Annotated in this window: 14 protein-coding genes; 11 read left to right on the top strand and 3 right to left on the bottom strand. The window is 66.6% G+C overall.

Annotation, left to right across the window (positions count from 1 at the left end; translation table 11 throughout):
- The first annotated feature begins 81 nt into the window (after positions 1-81).
- The 7 genes from LOC59_RS11800 to LOC59_RS11830 all read left to right on the top strand — a co-directional run bounded on the left by LOC59_RS11800 (position 82) and on the right by LOC59_RS11830 (position 9,341).
- Positions 82-1,572, top strand: a complete 1,491-nt coding sequence (locus LOC59_RS11800) for a CoA-acylating methylmalonate-semialdehyde dehydrogenase (RefSeq protein ID WP_229972116.1) — start codon at positions 82-84, stop codon at positions 1,570-1,572.
- Between the two features lie 18 nt (positions 1,573-1,590).
- Complete coding sequence (locus LOC59_RS11805; RefSeq protein WP_227895273.1) at positions 1,591-2,964, top strand: aspartate aminotransferase family protein; 1,374 nt, start codon at positions 1,591-1,593, stop codon at positions 2,962-2,964.
- 257 nt (positions 2,965-3,221) lie between these two features.
- The gene (locus tag LOC59_RS11810; protein ID WP_229972118.1) at positions 3,222-4,937 is read left to right on the top strand and encodes an amidohydrolase; all 1,716 of its coding nucleotides are present in this window, start codon (positions 3,222-3,224) and stop codon (positions 4,935-4,937) included.
- The gene (locus LOC59_RS11815; protein WP_229972182.1) at positions 4,937-6,379 is read left to right on the top strand and encodes an NAD(P)/FAD-dependent oxidoreductase; all 1,443 of its coding nucleotides are present in this window, start codon (positions 4,937-4,939) and stop codon (positions 6,377-6,379) included. The genes LOC59_RS11810 and LOC59_RS11815 overlap by 1 nt, the downstream gene beginning before the upstream one ends.
- Complete coding sequence (locus LOC59_RS11820; protein WP_229972120.1) at positions 6,376-6,753, top strand: cupin domain-containing protein; 378 nt, start codon at positions 6,376-6,378, stop codon at positions 6,751-6,753. Before LOC59_RS11815 ends, LOC59_RS11820 begins: the two co-directional genes overlap by 4 nt.
- A 48-nt stretch (positions 6,754-6,801) precedes the next feature.
- A complete protein-coding gene (locus LOC59_RS11825) occupies positions 6,802-8,295 on the top strand; it encodes a gamma-aminobutyraldehyde dehydrogenase (RefSeq protein ID WP_229972122.1) in 1,494 nt (497 codons plus the stop codon).
- Positions 8,296-8,333: 38 nt separating this feature from the next.
- Complete coding sequence (locus LOC59_RS11830) at positions 8,334-9,341, top strand: nitrilase-related carbon-nitrogen hydrolase (RefSeq protein ID WP_227895277.1); 1,008 nt, start codon at positions 8,334-8,336, stop codon at positions 9,339-9,341.
- On the opposite strand, the gene LOC59_RS11835 is transcribed toward LOC59_RS11830, so the two are convergent.
- The 3 genes from LOC59_RS11835 to LOC59_RS11845 form a co-directional block, all read right to left on the bottom strand.
- Entirely contained in the window at positions 9,338-10,300 is a 963-nt protein-coding gene (locus LOC59_RS11835) for an L-lactate dehydrogenase (protein ID WP_229972124.1), read from the bottom strand. The genes LOC59_RS11830 and LOC59_RS11835 overlap by 4 nt on opposite strands.
- Before the next feature lie 88 nt (positions 10,301-10,388).
- Positions 10,389-11,078, bottom strand: coding sequence for a GntR family transcriptional regulator (locus LOC59_RS11840; protein WP_227916344.1), 690 nt, complete (start codon positions 11,076-11,078; stop codon positions 10,389-10,391).
- Complete coding sequence (locus tag LOC59_RS11845; protein ID WP_229972126.1) at positions 11,062-12,873, bottom strand: gamma-glutamyltransferase family protein; 1,812 nt, start codon at positions 12,871-12,873, stop codon at positions 11,062-11,064. Before LOC59_RS11845 ends, LOC59_RS11840 begins: the two co-directional genes overlap by 17 nt.
- 115 nt (positions 12,874-12,988) lie before the next feature.
- On the opposite strand from LOC59_RS11845, the gene LOC59_RS11850 reads away from it, so the two are divergent.
- The 4 genes from LOC59_RS11850 (at position 12,989) to urtA (ending at position 17,749) form a co-directional block, all read left to right on the top strand.
- Positions 12,989-13,687 (top strand): YoaK family protein, encoded by a 699-nt coding sequence (locus tag LOC59_RS11850; protein ID WP_229972128.1) that lies wholly within the window; start codon positions 12,989-12,991, stop codon positions 13,685-13,687.
- A 108-nt stretch (positions 13,688-13,795) separates the two neighbouring features.
- Entirely contained in the window at positions 13,796-14,335 is a 540-nt protein-coding gene (locus LOC59_RS11855) for a GNAT family N-acetyltransferase (protein WP_229972130.1), read from the top strand.
- Between the two features lie 227 nt (positions 14,336-14,562).
- The gene (locus tag LOC59_RS11860; RefSeq protein WP_229972132.1) at positions 14,563-16,299 is read left to right on the top strand and encodes an L-lactate permease; all 1,737 of its coding nucleotides are present in this window, start codon (positions 14,563-14,565) and stop codon (positions 16,297-16,299) included.
- 190 nt (positions 16,300-16,489) lie between these two features.
- Positions 16,490-17,749 (top strand): urea ABC transporter substrate-binding protein, encoded by a 1,260-nt coding sequence (urtA, locus tag LOC59_RS11865; RefSeq protein ID WP_227916338.1) that lies wholly within the window; start codon positions 16,490-16,492, stop codon positions 17,747-17,749.
- Positions 17,750-17,781: the final 32 nt, after the last annotated feature.

Raw genomic sequence — 17,781 nt, forward strand, 5'->3', positions numbered from 1 at the left:
GCAATGTTCCCGTGTGAAGGGTTTGGGCAGGATGGTTCCCAGACCCGCAACACACCCCCGCTTGAACGCAAGGAGCTCTTCGTGCAGACCACGCAGCACTGGATCAACGGCGCATTTACCGCACCAAGTGACACCCGCCTCGCCGATGTCACCAATCCGGCCACGGGCAAGGTCACTTCCCAGGTGGCCCTGGCGTCCGCCGACACCGTCAACGACGCCGTCGCCGCTGCCACCGCCGCCTTCCCGCTGTGGCGCGACACCTCGCTGGCCCGCCGTGTGCAGATCCTCTTCTCCTTCCGCGAACTGCTCAACGCCCGCAAGTCCGAGCTCGCCGCCATCATCACCGCCGAGCACGGCAAGGTGCTCGACGACGCCCTCGGCGAGATCAGCCGCGGCCAGGAAGTCGTCGAATTCGCCTGCGGCATCCCGCACCTGCTCAAGGGCGGCTACACGGAAAATGCCTCCACCAAGGTGGACGTGCACTCCATCCGCCAGCCTGTCGGCCCGGCGGCAATCATCAGCCCGTTCAACTTCCCGGCCATGGTGCCTATGTGGTTCTTCCCGGTAGCCATCGCCGCCGGCAACACCGTAGTCGTCAAGCCCAGCGAAAAGGATCCGACGGCGGTCAACTGGGTTGCCGAGCTGTGGAAGGAAGCCGGCCTCCCGGACGGCGTCTTCAACGTGGTGCACGGCGACAAGGTGGCAGTTGACACCCTGCTGCACCACCCGGACATCAAGTCCGTGTCCTTCGTGGGCTCCACCCCGATCGCCCAGTACGTCTACCGTGAAGGCACCGCCAGCGGCAAGCGCGTCCAGGCCCTCGGCGGCGCCAAGAACCACATGATCGTGCTGCCCGATGCCGATCTGGACCTGGCAGCCGACGCAGCCGTCAACGCCGGCTTCGGTTCCGCCGGCGAGCGCTGCATGGCCATCTCCGCCCTGGTCGCCGTCGAGCCCATTGCCGATGAGCTCGTCGCCAAGATTGCCGAGCGCACCCGCACGCTGCGCATTGGTGACGGCCTGCGCGGCACCGACATGGGTCCGCTGGTCACCTCTGCCCACCGCGACAAGGTGGCAGGCTACATCGACGCCGGCGAGGCCGCCGGAGCAACCGTGGTCCTGGACGGACGCAAGGTCGAAGCGGACGCCGACGGCGAAGGCTTTTTCCTGGGCCCGACCCTCTTCGACAACGTCACCCCTGACATGTCCATCTACACCGACGAGATCTTCGGCCCCGTGCTTTCCGTAGTCCGCGTGCAGAGCTACGACGAAGCCCTGGCCCTGATCAACTCCAACCAGTACGGCAACGGCACGGCAATCTTCACCAACGACGGCGGCGCAGCCCGCCGTTTCGAGAACGAGGTTGAGGTTGGCATGGTCGGCATCAACGTGCCGATCCCGGTACCCATGGCTTACTACTCCTTCGGCGGCTGGAAGAATTCCCTCTTCGGCGACTCCCACGCCCACGGCACCGAAGGCGTGCATTTCTTCACCCGGGGCAAGGTTGTCACCACCCGCTGGCTGGACCCGAGCCACGGCGGCCTGAACCTCGGCTTCCCGCAGAACGCCTAGGAACGAAGGAGCATCGCTATGAGCACCACTACCGAAACGGCAGTCACCGAAGAGGAACTGGCCGCCGGACGCCGGGCCTACGAGCTGGACCGCAAGCATGTCTTCCACTCCTGGTCTGCACAGAAGCAAATCACGCCCATGACGGTCACCCGCGCGGAGGGTTCCTATGTCTGGGACGGGGAAGGCCGCAAGCTGCTGGACTTCTCCTCCCAGCTGGTCAACACCAACATTGGCCATCAGCATCCAAAGGTCGTTGCCGCCATCCAGGAGCAGGCCGGCAAGCTGTGCACCATCGCACCGCAGTACGTCAACGATGCCCGGTCCGAGGCTGCCCGGCTGGTTTCCGAGCTGACCCCCGGCAACCTGGACACGGTCTTCTTCACGAACGGCGGCGCCGACGCCATTGAGCACGCGATCCGAATGGCGCGGCTGCACACCGGGCGGTACAAGGTCCTTTCCGGCTACCGTTCCTACCACGGCGGCACCGCCCTGGCCGTGAATGTCACGGGTGACCCGCGCCGTATCCCGAACGACTACGGCACTTCCGGTACGGTCCACTTCCATATCCCGTTCCTGTACCGCACCCAGTTCCACGCTGCCACCCAGGAAGAGGAATGCCAGCGTGCCCTGGACCACCTGGAGCAGCTCATCCTGCTCGAAGGCCCCGGCGCGTTCGCCGCGCTGGTCCTGGAATCCATTCCCGGCACGGCCGGCATCATGGTTCCGCCGCCGGGCTACCTGGCCGGTGTCCGTGAACTCACCCGCAAGTACGGAATCATGTTCATCGCCGATGAAGTGATGGCCGGCTTCGGGCGCTCCGGCAAGTGGTTCGCGGTTGAACATGCCGAGGGCGTAGAGCCGGACCTGCTGACCTTCGCCAAGGGGATCAACTCCGGCTACGTTCCGCTGGGCGGCGTGGCGATTTCCGATGAGATCGCAGCGACTTTCGCGGACACTCCGTACCCCGGCGGACTCACCTACTCCGGCCATCCGCTGGCCTGTGCCGCAGCCGTGGCGACGATCAACGCCATGCGTGACGAGGGCATGGTCGAAAATGCGGCACGGTTGGGAACGGACGTCTTCGGCCCCGGGCTCGCGGCCCTGGCGGAGAAGCACCCCAGTGTCGGCGAGGTCCGCGGCACCGGTGCCTTCTGGGCCATTGAATTCGTCAAGAACCGCGAAACCCGCGAACCGCTGGCACCCTATGGAGCCTCCAGCCCGGCCATGAACGCGCTGATTGGCGCCAGCAAGGAACGCGGCCTGCTGCCCTTCGCCAACTTCAACCGCTTCCATGTCGTTCCGCCGCTGAACATCACGGACGAGGACGCACGGACCGGCTTGGCCATCCTGGACGAAGTCATGGAGATAGCGGACGGCTACACCGAAGGCTGACACCGCACGCACGGCAGCGGAGGCCCGGATCCGGGCCTCCGCTGCGGTGCGTCCCAGACCTGCGAGACGGGAAAGCCACCCTCTATTTCCCGCGCGTAAACTCTTCAGGCAACTTCGGCCACACCGTTGACAGAGTCAACGGTCTCCCGTTTTATAGAAGCAATCTGACGTATGAATGGGATTCATTTTGCTTCTGCGTTCCGGAAAAGCGCTGGGCTAAAACCCGCAAAAGACCCCAAATGAAATACGAGGTACCCGTGCCAAACGCAGAATGGGTTTTCCATTCCGGAGCAGTGTTCGACGGCAGGCGGCTGGTCCCCGGCGCCAGTGCCGTCGCCGTGTCCGGTGGCGTGGTCACTGCCGTGGGAAGCGACGACGAGCTCCGGGCGTGGAGCGGTCCCTCTACCCAGGCCATCGATCTGGCCGGGCGCCTGGTTTCCCCCGGCTTCACTGACGCCCACGTCCACGCAGCCTATGCCGGGGTAGAACGCCTGGGCTGCGACCTCGCCGAACTCAGCGGAGCCCGGGCCTGCCTTGACCGCATCCGCGAGCACGCGGCGCTTCCCCCCGAACCGGGCAACGACGCCGGCTGGATCACCGGCGGCGGCTGGTACAAGGGCGACTTCCCCGGCGGCTACCCGGGCACAGACCTCCTCGACGCCGTCGTTCCGGACCGTCCCGTCTACCTCATCAACCGCGACCACCACAGTGCATGGGTAAACTCGCGGGCCCTCGAGCTGGCCGGAATCACGGCTTCCACACCGGACCCTGCGGACGGCAGGATCGAACGGCATGCGGACGGCACCCCTAGCGGGACCCTGCACGAAGGTGCCATGGAACTTCTCGCCCGCGTCCTGCCGGAGGTCACCGACGCCCAGCTCGAAGCCGGCATCCTCCATGCCCAGGACCATTTGTTTTCAGTCGGCGTCACCGGATGGCAGGAAGCGATCCTGGGGCATTACGGCGGCTATCCCGATGCCTCAGCGGCGTACCGGTCCCTTGCAGCGGCGGGGAAGCTGACAGCCCGTGCCACCGGTGCGCTGTGGATTCCGCGCAGCACCACGGTGGAGACGGTTCCCGCCCTGGTGGAGTCCCTCCTCGAGCGGCGGAAGCTGAACGACGCCGCGGGATTCAGCACCCGCAGCGCCAAGATCATGGTGGACGGCGTGCCGGAGAACTGCACCGCGGCCATGCTGGAGGATTATCTGCGGCCCTGTGCCTGCGCCGGACCGGAGCCGTCCGGCGAGCGCGGGCTGCTCTACCTCTCCCCCGAGGTCCTGCACGCAGTGTCCGCTGCGCTCGACGCAGCTGGGTTTGACCTGCACATGCACGTGATCGGCGACCGCGCCGTGCGCACCGGCCTCGACGCCGTCGCCGCTGCGCGCTCGGCAAACCCCGGCAGCGCAGGCCGGCACCACATGGCGCACCTGCAGATCATCCATCCCGACGACGTCGCCCGCTTCGCGGCACTGGATGTCACCGTCAACGCGCAGACACTGTGGGCCTGCAACGACGACCAGATGACTGAACTGACTGTGCCGCTCCTGGGCCCCGAGCGCGCGGCCTGGCAGTACCCGTTCGCGGGACTTGCTGCCGCGGGAGCCCGGCTGGCCATGGGCTCGGACTGGCCGGTGTCCAGCCCGGACCCGTGGCAGGCCATCCATGTCGCCGTCAACCGGGCGCACCCCGACTATCCCGATGCGCCTGCCCTGCTTCCGGACCAGGCGATCAGCCTGCAGGCCGCAATGGCCGCCTACACCTCGGGTTCGGCCTGGCTGAACCGTTCCCCGGGCGGCAGCCTGGTACCCGGAGCACCGGCGGACCTCGCCGTTCACTCCGCCAACCCTTTCGACCTGCCTCGCCAGGCACTCTCCTCACTGCGGGTGGACCTTGCGATGGTTGCAGGCTCACCTGTCTTTGACCGTGCCGCCACCGCATCCGCATCCCCTCTCCAAAGGATCCCCTCAGCATGATGACCTCCTACGACCTCGCCGAGGTCCAGTACGACAAAGCCCGCGTGGCCCGGGCCCTGGGCGGAGCGTCCCGGGACGCCTACTGGCTGGATGATCCCGACCGTCCGGAGCCTCATCCGGCCCTGGCCGGAGACACCAGCACCGATCTCGCCGTCGTGGGCGGCGGTTACACCGGACTGTGGACCGCCCTGATGGCCAAGGAGCGCGACCCCGGACGGCGGGTTGTCCTGCTGGAAGGTTCCCGGATCGCCTGGGCTGCGTCCGGGCGAAACGGAGGTTTTTGCGAGTCTTCCCTGACCCACGGCGAAGCCAACGGATTGAAGCACCTGCCGGACGAAGCAGCTGAGCTGGACCGCCTGGGCCGGGAAAACCTGCTCGAAATTGCCCAGGCCGTGGAGCGTTACGGCATCGACTGCGGCTTTGAATGGACCGGCAGCCTGTCGGTTGCCACCGAGCAGCACCAGGTGCAGTGGCTGGCCGAAGAAGCGGAAGCAGCCGGGGACAACCCGGATCTGGTGTTCCTGGACCGCGAAGCAGTCCGCAAGGAAGTGGATTCCCCGCTGTACCTCGCCGGTCTCTGGGACCGTACGAGCACGGCCATGCTGAACCCGGCACGGCTGGCCTGGGGCCTGCAGCGTGCGGCACTGGATGCAGGCGTCGAGATTTACGAACACACTCCGGTGCGCGGCATCGAGAACGCTGGAAGCACCGTCCGGCTCACCACGGACGGCGGCACGGTCACGGCGGAGCGGGTGGCCCTGGCCACGAACGTGTTTCCGTCCCTGCTCAAGCGGACCCGGCTGCACACCGTTCCGGTCTACGACTACGCCCTCATGACCGAGCCGCTGAGTCCGGAGCAGCTCGCCGGCCTGGGCTGGCACAACCGGCAGGGTCTCAGCGACCTGAATAACCGCTTCCACTATTACCGCCTCACCACCGGCAGCGACGGACGCGAGCGCATCCTGTTCGGCGGATATGACGCCGTCTACCACTTCGGCAGGTCGATGAAGCCGGAATACGAACACCGCGAGGAGACCTATGAACGCCTCGCCGCGCACTTTGCCGCCACGTTCCCGCAGCTGAAGGACCTTGGTTTCAGCCATGCGTGGGGCGGGGCCATTGATACCTGCAGCCGTTTCTTTGCCTTTTTCAGCAGCGCGTACGGCGGCAAGGTTGCCTACACGGCAGGCTTCACGGGCTTGGGGGTCGGTGCCACCCGGTTCGGCGCCAACGTCATGCTGGATCTGCTCTCCGGCCAGGAGACGGAACGGACCCGGCTGCAGATGGTCAAACGCAAGCCTCTTCCGTTCCCGCCCGAACCCGTGGCCTGGCTGGGCGTCAAAGTGACGACAGCTGCCATGGTCCGCGCGGACCGCAGCCAGGGACGCCGCGGGCTGTGGCTCAAGGCAATGGACGCCGTCGGCATGGGATTCGACTCATGAGCGCGGTGACCGGGCTGCCCGCCGGCGGAGCCGTCCACCCTGATACCTTCGACCTGGTGCACGAGCCGGTTCCGGCCGCCGCGGCAGCCGCCGGAACTCCGTCCACGGCCGTCCAGGAACTCGGCAGCTTTGGCGGGGTGGACCTCGGAGTCTGGGAAATGACCGAAGGCGGCATGTATGACACCGAAGCCGATGAAGTGTTCGTGGTGCTCTCCGGCCGTGCCACCGTCCAGTTCCTCTCCCCCGGCGGGTCCGTGGAATCGGTTCAGGAGCTGGGACCGCACACCTTGATGCGGCTCTCTGCCGGCACCCGCACCCGGTGGGATGTCACTCAGACGCTGCGCAAGATCTACCTGACCGCCCCCGGCGGCTGACCCCGCACACGACCCTTACCTTTTCCACCACGATCCATGGAGCACCAAATGCACGAGTTCACCGAAGGCCACCTCTTTATCAACGGCAGCTACCGCCAGGGCCGCGGAGAAGAAGCCACCCGGATCAACCCGGCGACCGGCGAGGCCGCCGAGACCCTGAAGTACGCCAGTGTCCAGGACGTGGACGACGCCGTCGCTGCCGCCAAGCAGGCGTATGCCGCCTGGTCGCGGCGCACCCCCGGAGAGCGTTCCGAGGCGATGCTTGCCCTGGCCGCCGAACTCGACGCACGCGCTTCAGTGCTGGCGGAACTGGAGACTGCGCAGACCGGCAAGTCCATCCGCATGTCCACTGAATTCGATGTGCCCGGGACCGTGGACAATGTGTCCTTCTTTGCCGGCGCTGCCCGCCAGCTGCACGGCCTGGCTGCCGGGGAATACGGCGCGGGCGGCACCTCCATGATCCGCCGGGAGCCCATCGGCGTCATCGGTTCGATCTCCCCGTGGAATTATCCGCTCCAGATGGCCGGCTGGAAGATCCTGCCCGCGATCGCTGCCGGCAACACGATCGTGCTCAAGCCAAGTGAGCTGACCCCCGCCACATCGCTGCTCTTCGCCGAGGCTGCTGCCGCTGCGGGAATCCCGGACGGCGTCATCAACATCGTCACCGGTTCCGGCCTCGTCGCCGGTGAAGCGCTGGTGACCCACCCGGACGTGGCCATGACCTCCTTCACCGGCTCCACCGCCGTCGGACGCCGGATCATGGAAATGGCTGCCCGGACCGCGAAGCGGGTGCACCTGGAGCTGGGCGGCAAGGCCCCGTTCCTGGTCTTCGACGACGCCGACGTTGAAGCTGCCGCCCACGGCGCGGTTGCCGGTTCCATCATCAACGGCGGGCAGGACTGCACGGCGGCCACCCGCGCCTACGTCCAGGCACCGCTCTTCGAACAGTTCACGGCACGAGTCGCCGAGCTGATGGATGCCGTCGTTGTAGGGGACCCCACGGATCCGGACACCGACCTCGGCTCGCTGATCAGCCACGCCCACCGGGACAAGGTCGCAGCATTCGTGGACCGTGCCCGGGAAGCCGGAGCTAAAATCCTCGCCGGCGGCGAAGCTCCGGGCGGTGCCCTGTCCGCCGGTGCCTTCTACCGGCCCACCCTGGTGACCGGTGCGGCCCAGGACTCCGAAATCGTCCAGGACGAGATCTTCGGCCCCGTCCTCACAGCCCTGCCGTTTGAATCCGATGACGAGGGCATCGCCCTGGCCAATGACACTCCCTACGGCCTGGCAGCCTCAGCGTGGACCCGTGACCTGACCCGGTCCCTGCGGGCCAGCGAGGAAATCGCCGCAGGGTGCGTGTGGGTCAATGACCACATCCCGATCGTCTCCGAAATGCCGCACGGCGGCTACAAGGCCTCCGGGTTCGGCAAGGACATGTCAGCGTATTCGCTCGAGGAGTACACCAATATCAAGCACGTCATGATGAGCCGCGATGCTGCCGCCCACAAGGAATGGCAGGACACGGTTTTCCGGGCCCGCTAAGGCGGGCCGCCCACCCTTCCATCTTCCGGAGGTTTCCCATGATTGAGATCACCCGCACCGGTGCCCTGCGCTCGCCTGCGGCCAAGCGGCCCAGTGCCAGGCCGGCGCTTCGCGTGGGACTCGTGCAGCACCGATGGCAACCTGATCCGGAAGCAGTAAAGGACGAACTGCGCGACGGCATCGCCCGCGCCGCCGACCAGGGGGCCGCCGTCGTCTTCCTGGCCGAGCTGACGCTCTCGCGCTACCCGGCCGACACCTCACCGGACGGACGGCCGGCGGACGTCGCCGAGGACCTCATGTCAGGCCCGACCTTTGCCTTCGCGGCAGAGGCAGCACGCCGGCACGAGGTGTGCGTGCATGCGTCGCTGTACGAGCGGGCGGACGGACCGGACGGTCGCGGGCTGAACACCTCCATCCTGGTTTCTCCCCAGGGGCAGCTGCTGGCGCGTACCCGCAAGCTCCACATCCCGGTCTCCAGCGGGTACTGCGAGAACCTGTACTTCCGTCCCGGTCCGGCGGGTCCGGATGCCTACAAGGTCTACGCCCCCGCGGAGCTCGACGGCGCGAAGCTGGGGATGCCGGCCTGCTGGGACCAGTGGTTCCCGGAATTGGCCCGGATCTATTCCCTGGGCGGCGCGGAGCTGCTGGTATATCCAAGCGCCATCGGCTCCGAGCCGGAGTTCCCGGAGCTGGACACCCAGCCCATGTGGCAGAAGGTGATCACTGGTAACGCCGTCGCCAACGGGCTGTTCATGGTGGTTCCGAACCGCTGGGGCAACGAGGGCAACCTGACGTTCTACGGCTCTTCCTTCATCTGCGATCCGTACGGACGGGTCCTGGTCGAGGCGCCGCGGAATGAGTCGGCCGTGCTGGTCGCTGACCTGGACCTGGACCAGCGCGGCCACTGGCTCTCCCTCTTTCCGTTCCTGGAGAACCGGCGGCCGGAAACCTATGGAGCGCTCACCGCAGAGACTCCCGGCACAGCGCCGGCTCCCCCAGCGGCTCCAGCTGCCGGCATGTCCGTCGACGCCTGGATTCGAGCCTAGATTCCCAGGGCCGCCAGGTTCTGCTTCAACGTCTCGGCCGAGTCCTGGAGCAGCCCCAGCTCGCGTTCGTCCAACGGCATCTCAAGCATCTTGTACACGCCGCCGGAACCGACGATCGACGGCAGGGACAGCGCAACACCTGAGAGTCCATACTCCCCGCGCAGCAGCGCGGAGACAGGGAGCACGGCATTCTCCGCCTGGAACACGGCCTCAACGATCCGCACCACGGCCAGGCCGATCGCGTAGTTGGTGGCACCCTTTCCCTCGATCACCTTGTAGGCCGCGTTCACGACGTCGTCGGTAATGGCAGCCAGGAAATCATCCGTGAAGACCTGCCGCCCGCTGATCTTCCAGTCCCGGATCGGAACCGGCCCGATGCTGGCGCTGGACCACACCGGAAACTCGGAGTCTCCGTGTTCGCCGATGATCGTGGCGTGCACACTCGTCATCAGCACATGGGCTGCCCGTGCCAGCAGGAGGCGCAGCCGCGACGTGTCGAGGACCGTTCCCGATGAGAAGATCCTGTTGGGCGGCAGGCCGGTGATCTTTTGCGCCGCGACGGTCAGGATGTCACAGGGATTGGTGACCAGGATGTAGACCGCTTCCGGTGCCTGCTCCATGAGCTGCGGCATCAGTGACTCCATGATCCGCACGTTCGCGGCAGCGAGGTCCAGCCTGCTCTGGCCAGGCTTTTGCCGGGCTCCGGCGGTCACCACAATCACGTCGGATTCGGCCAGGGCCTCGATCGCGCCGCCGCCGGTGACCGTGTTGGCTCCGGTGAACTGCGTGCCGTGCGAGAGGTCCAGCCCTTCGGCCTCGGCCCGCTTCCCGTCAAGGTCGTAAATGACGATTGTCCGGGCGGCTTCCTTGATGAGTGCGGCATAGGCGATTGCCGTTCCCACGCTCCCCGCCCCGACTATGCCGAGTTTGGTAACCGGTCTGGTGGTGATGTTGGCCATGACGTGGAGCCTCGCTCACGGTAGGAAGGTACCCCTACTGGAACTATAAGACGGGCCGGAAGGTGATGGAACGCTCCGCTGCGGCGCCTTATGTCCCGGCGCCAAAACGGGCCAGCCAGGACTCCCGGGAGCGGTCGATGTGCCTGGACATCAGCCTTTCCGCCTCGCTTCCGTTTCCGGCGTCCACCGCTGCCAGGATTCGGCGGTGCTCCGGCCAGGACTCCTTGCCCCGGACACCCACATCCGCCGCATACAGCCATTCGATTTTCCCGGCAAGCTGCCGCAGCAGCGCCTGCAGGGATGCGCTGCCCGCCAATTCGGCGACGCCCAGGTGGAAGGCGGCGTTGAGTTCGGCAAGGTCCTGCAGCTCGCCGCCCGCCAGCGCCGCATCTCCGGCGGCGAGGATCTCACCGATCCGCCGCCTGGCCTCCCACCACGCGGTGTCCGGTGTGCCGGATGCTGCCTGGCGCGCAGCCCGCTCCGCCGCCCGCCGCGCCGTCGCCGCCTCCACCACTGCCCGCACCGCAAAGAGGTCTCCGGCTTCCTCCGGTTCGAGCCGCGCGACGCGGGAACCCGCATAGGGCCTGGATTCAACGAAACCTTCAGCGGCAAGCACACGCAGGGCTTCACGTACCGGAACACGCGAACTCCCGTATCTTTCCGCCAGGGCCGCTTCAGTGATTTTCGCTCCCTGCGGGAGTTTCCCGCGGATGATGTCCCGGCGGATGAGGATGCGAAGTGCCGGCGCCTGGCTGCCGCCCTTAGCGGCCGGCGGCATAGCCCTGCGCCCCGCGCGGATTCGCGGCTGCCATCAGAACGCCGGTTTCCGGATCCCGCACGACGGCGGAGAGCCGTCCCAGCGACCAGTCCCCCGCGCGCGTGATGACGTGGCCGCGTTCGGCGAGCGCGGCAATCGTCTCCTCGCCCAGCCGGTCCTCGACCACCGCACCCGCCGGGGTCCAGGTCCGCGGCCAGAACGATCCGGGGAAGGCCGTGGTGTGGAACGCCGGAGCATCGATGGCCTGCTGCGGCGTGTAGCCGCCAACGATCGTGCGCAGCAGGTAGAGCAGCTGCCACTGGTCCTGCTGGTCTCCGCCCGGCGACCCAAGCGCAGCCACCGGCGCCCCGTCCTTCAGGACCAGGGTTGGGGTGAGCGTGGTCCGCGGACGCTTGCCGGGCTGCAGGGTGGAAGGCCCGCCGTCCTCCAGCCAGGTCATTTGCAGCCGGGTACCAAGGCAGAACCCCAGTTCCGGGATCGTCGGAGAGGACTGGAGCCAGCCTCCGGAGGGCGTCACGGAGACCATGTTGCCCCAGCGGTCCACCACGTCCACATGGCAGGTATCTCCCCGTGTTTCCCCTGTTGCCGAGACCGTCGGTTCCCCGGTTCCGGCAGCGGTTCCGTTTGCCCCGGCCAGCGCCGGCGGCACGTAGTCGGTGCGCAGCGGCGGCGAGAACGGGCTGTGCCCGGGAACGGACCCCGGACGGAACTCCGCAGAAGCCTTGTCTGTGATGAGCTCCCGGCGGATTGCGGCGTACTCCTCGCTCAGCAGGTAGGCCAGCGGAACCTCGCTGTCGCCGTAGTAGGCCTCCCGATCGGCGATGGCCAGCTTCTGGGCTTCAAGGATGGTGTGCACGCCCCGTTCCGTGGAAGGGTCCAGGTCCTCGTCCTCGAACCCGTCCAGGATGGCGAGGGTCTGCAGCAGGGCCGGGCCCTGGCCCCAGGGGCCGGTCTTGGCGATGGTGTACCCGCGGAAGTCGAACGTCACAGCCGGTTCGTACCCCGCCTGGGATGCGGCGAAGTCCGCCTCCGCCAGGACTCCGGCATGGTCCGTCCCCGAAGAATGCCTGTGCGGCTGGGAGGCGAAGGCTGCGGCTGCCTTGGCGACGAACCCTTCGCTCCATTCGCGCCGGGCCGCTTCAATGCGCTCGGTGCGTGTCGCAAGCCCCTCCCCTGCTGCTGCAAGCCGGTGCAGCACGGCTGCATACGCGGGATTGGCCACCAGTTCGCCTTCGGCCGGCGGCCTGCCCTGCGGCATCCACAGCTGCGCCGAGGTTGGCCAGTGCTCGGTGAAGAGTTCGGCAACCGCTCCGATGGTCCTGCCGACCTGGGCCAGCACGGGGTGCCCGTCCCTGGCGTAGCCCGCCGCATACTCCAAGACAGCGGAGAGTTCCCAGGTCCCGTGATCGCGGAGCAGGATGAGCCAGGCGTCGACGGCGGCCGGGACTGCCGCGGCAAGGGCACCTGATCCCGGAACGAGCTCGAGGCCAAGGGAAAGGTAATGTTCGCGGGTTGCTGCCGCCGGGGCAGGGCCCTGTCCCATCAGGACAACAGGCTCGGCCGGATTGGCGGCCGTGGCAAAGACCCCGGTCAGGTCCCCGCCCGGTCCGTTCAGGTGCGGCTCGACGACGTGGAGGACAAAGCCGGCGGCAGCAGCGGCGTCGAAAGCGTTCCCGCCGCGCTCCAGCACGGACTGTGCGGCGGCCGTGGCCAGCCAGTGGGTGGAAGCGCTCATCCCAAACGTGCCTTTCAGCGTGGGCCGGGTAGTGAACGGTTCGGGGGCTGTGAAAGGCATGGGACCGCTTTCCGTCTGTCTGGGTGAGCCGGGGCTGCCACGAGATTGGATACAAAACCCGGCATCTGGGCAGCTTCGTATACATTAGGCTCCGTCGCCGATGAAAGGGAAGCCCGTGAAACGCCTAAACGCCGTGCCTACGGAGCGCATCCACCTGTGGTTGATGCTCTCGCTGACCTTCTCCACCGGCGTGATCGACGCCGTCGGCTACCTGGGCCTGGACAACGTCTTCACCGGGAACATGACCGGCAATGTAGTGCTGCTGGGCATGGCCTTTGCCGGCGGGACAGGGCTGCCGGTCCTCCGTCCCGCACTGGCACTGGTGTTCTTTATGCTCGGCGCGGCCCTGGCCGGGCGGATGCTGCGTCGGGGGCCGGAAGGATGGTCCGGGCGGATATCGGCGGCACTGATGATCGTGGCGTCCGGAATCACCGGCCTCGCTGTGTTTACCGCTGTGGTGGACGTGCAGGCGAATGACGTCCTGGGCAGCATCACAACCTCTTCCATGGCCACGCTGATGGGCATTCAGGCGGCCACCGCCAAACGGCTGAAGGTCGCTGAAGTCACCACCGTCGTCGTCACCTCAACGATCACCGGGCTGGCCTCGGATTCGCGGCTGGCCGGCGGGGACAGCACGTTCTGGGCCCGCCGTGCCCTGGCGATCGCCCTGATCATGGCCGGAGCCGTAGCCGGTGCCGCTGCCCTGCACGTTGGCCTCTGGCTGGGCCTGGCCCTGTCTGCCGTGATTTCGACGGTGGTGGCCGTGTTCGGCTACGTCCGGCACCACCGCGAGCTCCGTACCCTCCCCTCCTAACCCCACGAGGCAGCAGAAACTGCCCGAACAGGGCCTCTAAAGAACAGTTTCTGCCATCTCGGTGAAGGCACGCTGCCACAGGGGGCACGCGGGATTACAGTAGTCCCCATGCTGGAGCAGAATGCCAGGGACTGGTCTCCCGTCAGCACCCAGCGCCTGCTGCTTCGCAGGCCGCTGGCACAGGACGAGGAAGCCGCCGTTGACCTGCACACGGATCCACGCACCAACGTCCACCACCCGGTGCCGGCGAGCGTCACCCGGGCTTCCTCGGCGCGGACCTTCCACGAGATCCGGCAGCACTGGTACCGCCACGGCTTCGGGGTCTGGGTGGTGGTGGACCCCGCCGAACCGGAAAACCTCATTGGCTTCACCGGCGTCTCCCACCGCATTATCCGCGGACGCCCGGCGCTGAACCTCTACTACCGCTACTGCCCCGAGGTCTGGGGGCAGGGGCTGGCAACCGAGGGCGCACTCGTGGCTGTCCAAATGGCGGAGAGCCTCCTGCCCGGCCTGCCCGTGGTCGCCTACACATCCGTGGACAACATTGGATCCCAGCGCACCGCCTTGGCCGCCGGCCTGGAACGCCGGGAGGACCTGGATGTGGACCGCGGCGCCTATCTGGACCTGTACCTGGCCAAGGGCTGGTAGTTCAGCGAAACCGGCAGCACGGCCGAACTTCACTGCCGAACCGCCGGCACCGCAAAATTGTCCGTCCACGCGGAAAAGCGGCCCGCTGGACTGCCGAACGTCCTTCACCGGCCTACTCTGGAAACACCGGCTTTTTCCGTTCCGCTGCCGCCCTCGGCCTCCGTTTTCCGCCGGTCCAGCCATTCACGGCCGGCCGCCAACGGAAGCCCCGGGTATGGAGGGCTCTCATGGAAAGCTTCACCCCCAGCACGGATCCCATCGGCCAGAGCGTGGCGCTTTCCGCCCTGCTGGCGCTGGTTCCGCTCCTTGTCTTCTTCCTCCTGCTGGCCTTTGCAAAGACCAAGGCCTACGTGGCAGGGGCGTGCGCACTGCTCGCGGCACTGGTGATCGCCGTCGTGGGGTTCGGCATGCCTGCCGGACTGGCCCTGCTTTCTGCCACCCAGGGGGCAGCATTCGGCTTGTTCCCGGTGGTGTGGATCATCGTGATGGCTGTCTGGCTTTACGAGGTCACGGTGCGCAGCGGCCGGTTCGAAGACCTCCGCCGGGTGTTCGACGCCGTGGGCGGCGGTGACCTGCGGGTCCAGGCCATCCTGGTGGCGTTCTGTTTTGGCGGACTCCTTGAGGCGCTGGCCGGGTTCGGTGCGCCGGTTGCCATCACCGTGACCATGCTGCTGGCGCTCGGAATCGCACCGGTCCGCGCGGCCACCGCCGTGCTGATCGCCAATACGGCTCCGGTCGCCTTCGGCGCACTCGCCATTCCCATCACGACGGCCGCTAACCTGACCAGTTACTCGGGCGAGGAACTCGCCGCCGTCGTCGGCCGCCAGACACCGCTGCTGGCCTTCGTCATCCCGGTGATCCTGCTTTTCATCCTCGACGGGCGGCGCGGGGTGCGGGACTGCTGGCCGGTGGCCCTGTTCACCGGCGTCGTCTTCTCTGTGGTGCAGTTCCTGTGCTCCAACTACTTTTCCTACGAGCTCACGGACATCGTTTCCTCGCTGGTGGCGATGGTTGCCGCCGTCGGCTTCCTGCGGTTCTGGCATCCGTCCGGCGGGCACGAAGCAGCGCGCCGCATGGAGGGCGAGCTGGCGACCGCCCGGGCGGGCGGCTGGACATCGGCCGGCGGCGGAGAAACCGAAATCGGCAGCGCGGCGACCGACACTGCCCAGGACCGCCTGACGCCGTCGCGAGCCTGGATGGCACTGTTCCCCTACATTCTGGTGATCCTCATCTTCGGGATTGTGAACCTGTGGACCCTGGGAATAGATATTCCCGCGGCCCTGGCCAAAACGAGCATCGAGATCCCCTGGCCGTGGCTGCATGAGGCACTGCTGGATGCCAACGGCCAGCCCCAGTCCTCAACGGTCTACAACTTCGAGTGGCTGATCAGCCCCGGGACCTTGCTGCTGATCAGCGGCTTGATTGTGGCGGTGGTGTACTCCCGGTTTGATGACGGCGGGCGCTACCGGCTCACCGTTGGCGGTGCGGTGCAGGAGATCTGGCTGACTGCCAAGCGGCTGCGGTCCGCAGCGCTGACCATCGTGCTGGTCCTGGCGCTGGCGTACGTCATGAACTTTTCCGGACAGACCATTTCGATCGGCACCTGGCTGGCGGCGACGGGCGCGTTCTTCGCCTTCCTCTCCCCCGTGCTGGGCTGGATCGGGACGGCCGTCACGGGATCGGACACTTCTGCCAACGCGCTGTTCGCAAAACTGCAGGAGACCGCCGGTGCCGCAGCCGGGCTGGACCCGAAACTCATGGTCGCCGCGAATACCGGCGGCGGTGTGATGGGCAAGCTCATTTCGCCGCAGAACCTGGCCATCGCCGCCGCTGCTGTGAACATGAGCGGGCAGGAATCCGTCCTGTTCCGAAAGGTCTTCGGCTGGAGCGTCGGGCTGCTGCTGGTGCTCTGCGTGATCGTCTTCCTGCAGTCCACTTCGGTCCTCGGCTGGATGATCCCCTAGCAGTTTCCTGCCTTCCCGGCCGTGTGGGAGCGGCTGCTGAAACGCTGCCGAAACGATGGCCAGGAAACGAAATAACTCCGAAACCCGGGCGCCGGAAACCCGAAACATGGTTCCCATAAGTTGATGCTGCATAAGCCGTCCAACCGTCTGCGCTGCTGGTACAGCGCAGCATCAACGAAACAGGTGCTCCGTGAAATCGATTGCGCTCCAACGAGCTTTGATCCCGTTTGCAGCTGCGGCCGTGGTGGCGACCATGTCCGGCTGCGGTTCCCAGATCAGCGAATCCGAAGCCGACACCGGAAGCAGCAGTGCCGCGTCCTGCGTGGACACCTCCGGTGACAGCGTCAAGATCGGGTTCCTGAACTCGCTGTCGGGAACCATGGCAATCTCCGAAAGCACCGTTTTCGATTCCCTGTCCCTGGCAGCCGAAGAAATCAACGCCGACGGCGGCGTCCTGGGCAAGCAGCTGGAAGTCATCAGTGAAGACGGCGCGTCCGAACCGACCAAGTTCGCTGAGCGGGCAGCCAAGCTGATCCAGCAGGACTGCACCGCAGCAGTGTTCGGCGGCTGGACCTCATCCTCCCGCAAAGCGATGCTCCCGGTGTTCGAATCCAACGACGCCCTGCTCTTCTACCCGGTGCAGTACGAGGGCCTGGAGTCCTCCGACAACATCTTCTACACCGGTGCCACGACCAACCAGCAGATCATCCCGGCCCTGGACTACTTGGCCGAGCAGGGCACCAAGACCTTGTTCCTGGTCGGCAGCGACTACGTCTTCCCCCGCACCGCCAACAAGATCATCAACGCCTACGCCGAGGCCCACGGCATGGAGATCGTCGGGGAGGAATACACGCCGCTGGGTTCCACCGAATTCTCCACGATCGTCAACAAGGTCCGGGACTCGGGCGCTGACGCAGTCTTCAACACCCTTAATGGCGACTCCAACGTGGCCTTCTTCCGCCAGTACACCTCCGTGGGCCTGAGCGCCGGCACCATGCCCGTGGTCTCGGTGTCCATCGCCGAAGAAGAGGTTCCCGGCATCGGCTTGGAGAACGTCGAAGGCCAGCTCACTGCCTGGGATTACTACCAGACCCTGGACACGCCGGAAAACCAGGCCTTCGTTGCGGCGTTCAAGGAGAAGTACGGCCAGGACCGCGTGACCAGCGACCCGATGGAAGCGGCCTACACCTCCCTGTACCTCTGGAAGGCCATGGTCGAGAAGGCCGGATCCTTCGACGTGGACAAGGTCCAGGACGCGGCCGACGGCGTGAGTTTCGAAGCGCCCGAAGGCACCGTGACGGTCAACGGTGAAAACAACCACATCACCAAGACCCCCCGGATCGGCAAAATCACCTCCGACGGGCTCATCGAGACGGTCTGGGAAGCTCCCGAGGCCGTGGAACCGGACCCGTACCTGGACAGCTACGACTGGGCTGCCGGCCTCTCCTAAAGCCGGCAACAGGCCCGGCCCGTCGTCCGGGA

Origin of the sequence: Arthrobacter sp. zg-Y916 (assembly GCF_020907385.1) — a bacterium.
Taxonomy (GTDB): domain Bacteria; phylum Actinomycetota; class Actinomycetes; order Actinomycetales; family Micrococcaceae; genus Arthrobacter_B; species Arthrobacter_B caoxuetaonis.

Excerpts from the sequence above, each read along its gene's own strand:
- LOC59_RS11805 (WP_227895273.1), top strand. The coding sequence starts at position 1,591 with ATGAGCACCACTACCGAAACGGCAGTCACCGAAGAGGAACTGGCCGCC.
- LOC59_RS11815 (WP_229972182.1), top strand. The coding sequence starts at position 4,937 with ATGACCTCCTACGACCTCGCCGAGGTCCAGTACGACAAAGCCCGCGTG.
- LOC59_RS11820 (WP_229972120.1), top strand. The coding sequence starts at position 6,376 with ATGAGCGCGGTGACCGGGCTGCCCGCCGGCGGAGCCGTCCACCCTGAT.
- LOC59_RS11825 (WP_229972122.1), top strand. The coding sequence starts at position 6,802 with ATGCACGAGTTCACCGAAGGCCACCTCTTTATCAACGGCAGCTACCGC.
- LOC59_RS11830 (WP_227895277.1), top strand. The coding sequence starts at position 8,334 with ATGATTGAGATCACCCGCACCGGTGCCCTGCGCTCGCCTGCGGCCAAG.
- LOC59_RS11835 (WP_229972124.1), bottom strand. The coding sequence starts at position 10,300 with ATGGCCAACATCACCACCAGACCGGTTACCAAACTCGGCATAGTCGGG.
- LOC59_RS11840 (WP_227916344.1), bottom strand. The coding sequence starts at position 11,078 with ATGCCGCCGGCCGCTAAGGGCGGCAGCCAGGCGCCGGCACTTCGCATC.
- LOC59_RS11845 (WP_229972126.1), bottom strand. The coding sequence starts at position 12,873 with ATGCCTTTCACAGCCCCCGAACCGTTCACTACCCGGCCCACGCTGAAA.
- LOC59_RS11855 (WP_229972130.1), top strand. The coding sequence starts at position 13,796 with ATGCTGGAGCAGAATGCCAGGGACTGGTCTCCCGTCAGCACCCAGCGC.
- LOC59_RS11860 (WP_229972132.1), top strand. The coding sequence starts at position 14,563 with ATGGAAAGCTTCACCCCCAGCACGGATCCCATCGGCCAGAGCGTGGCG.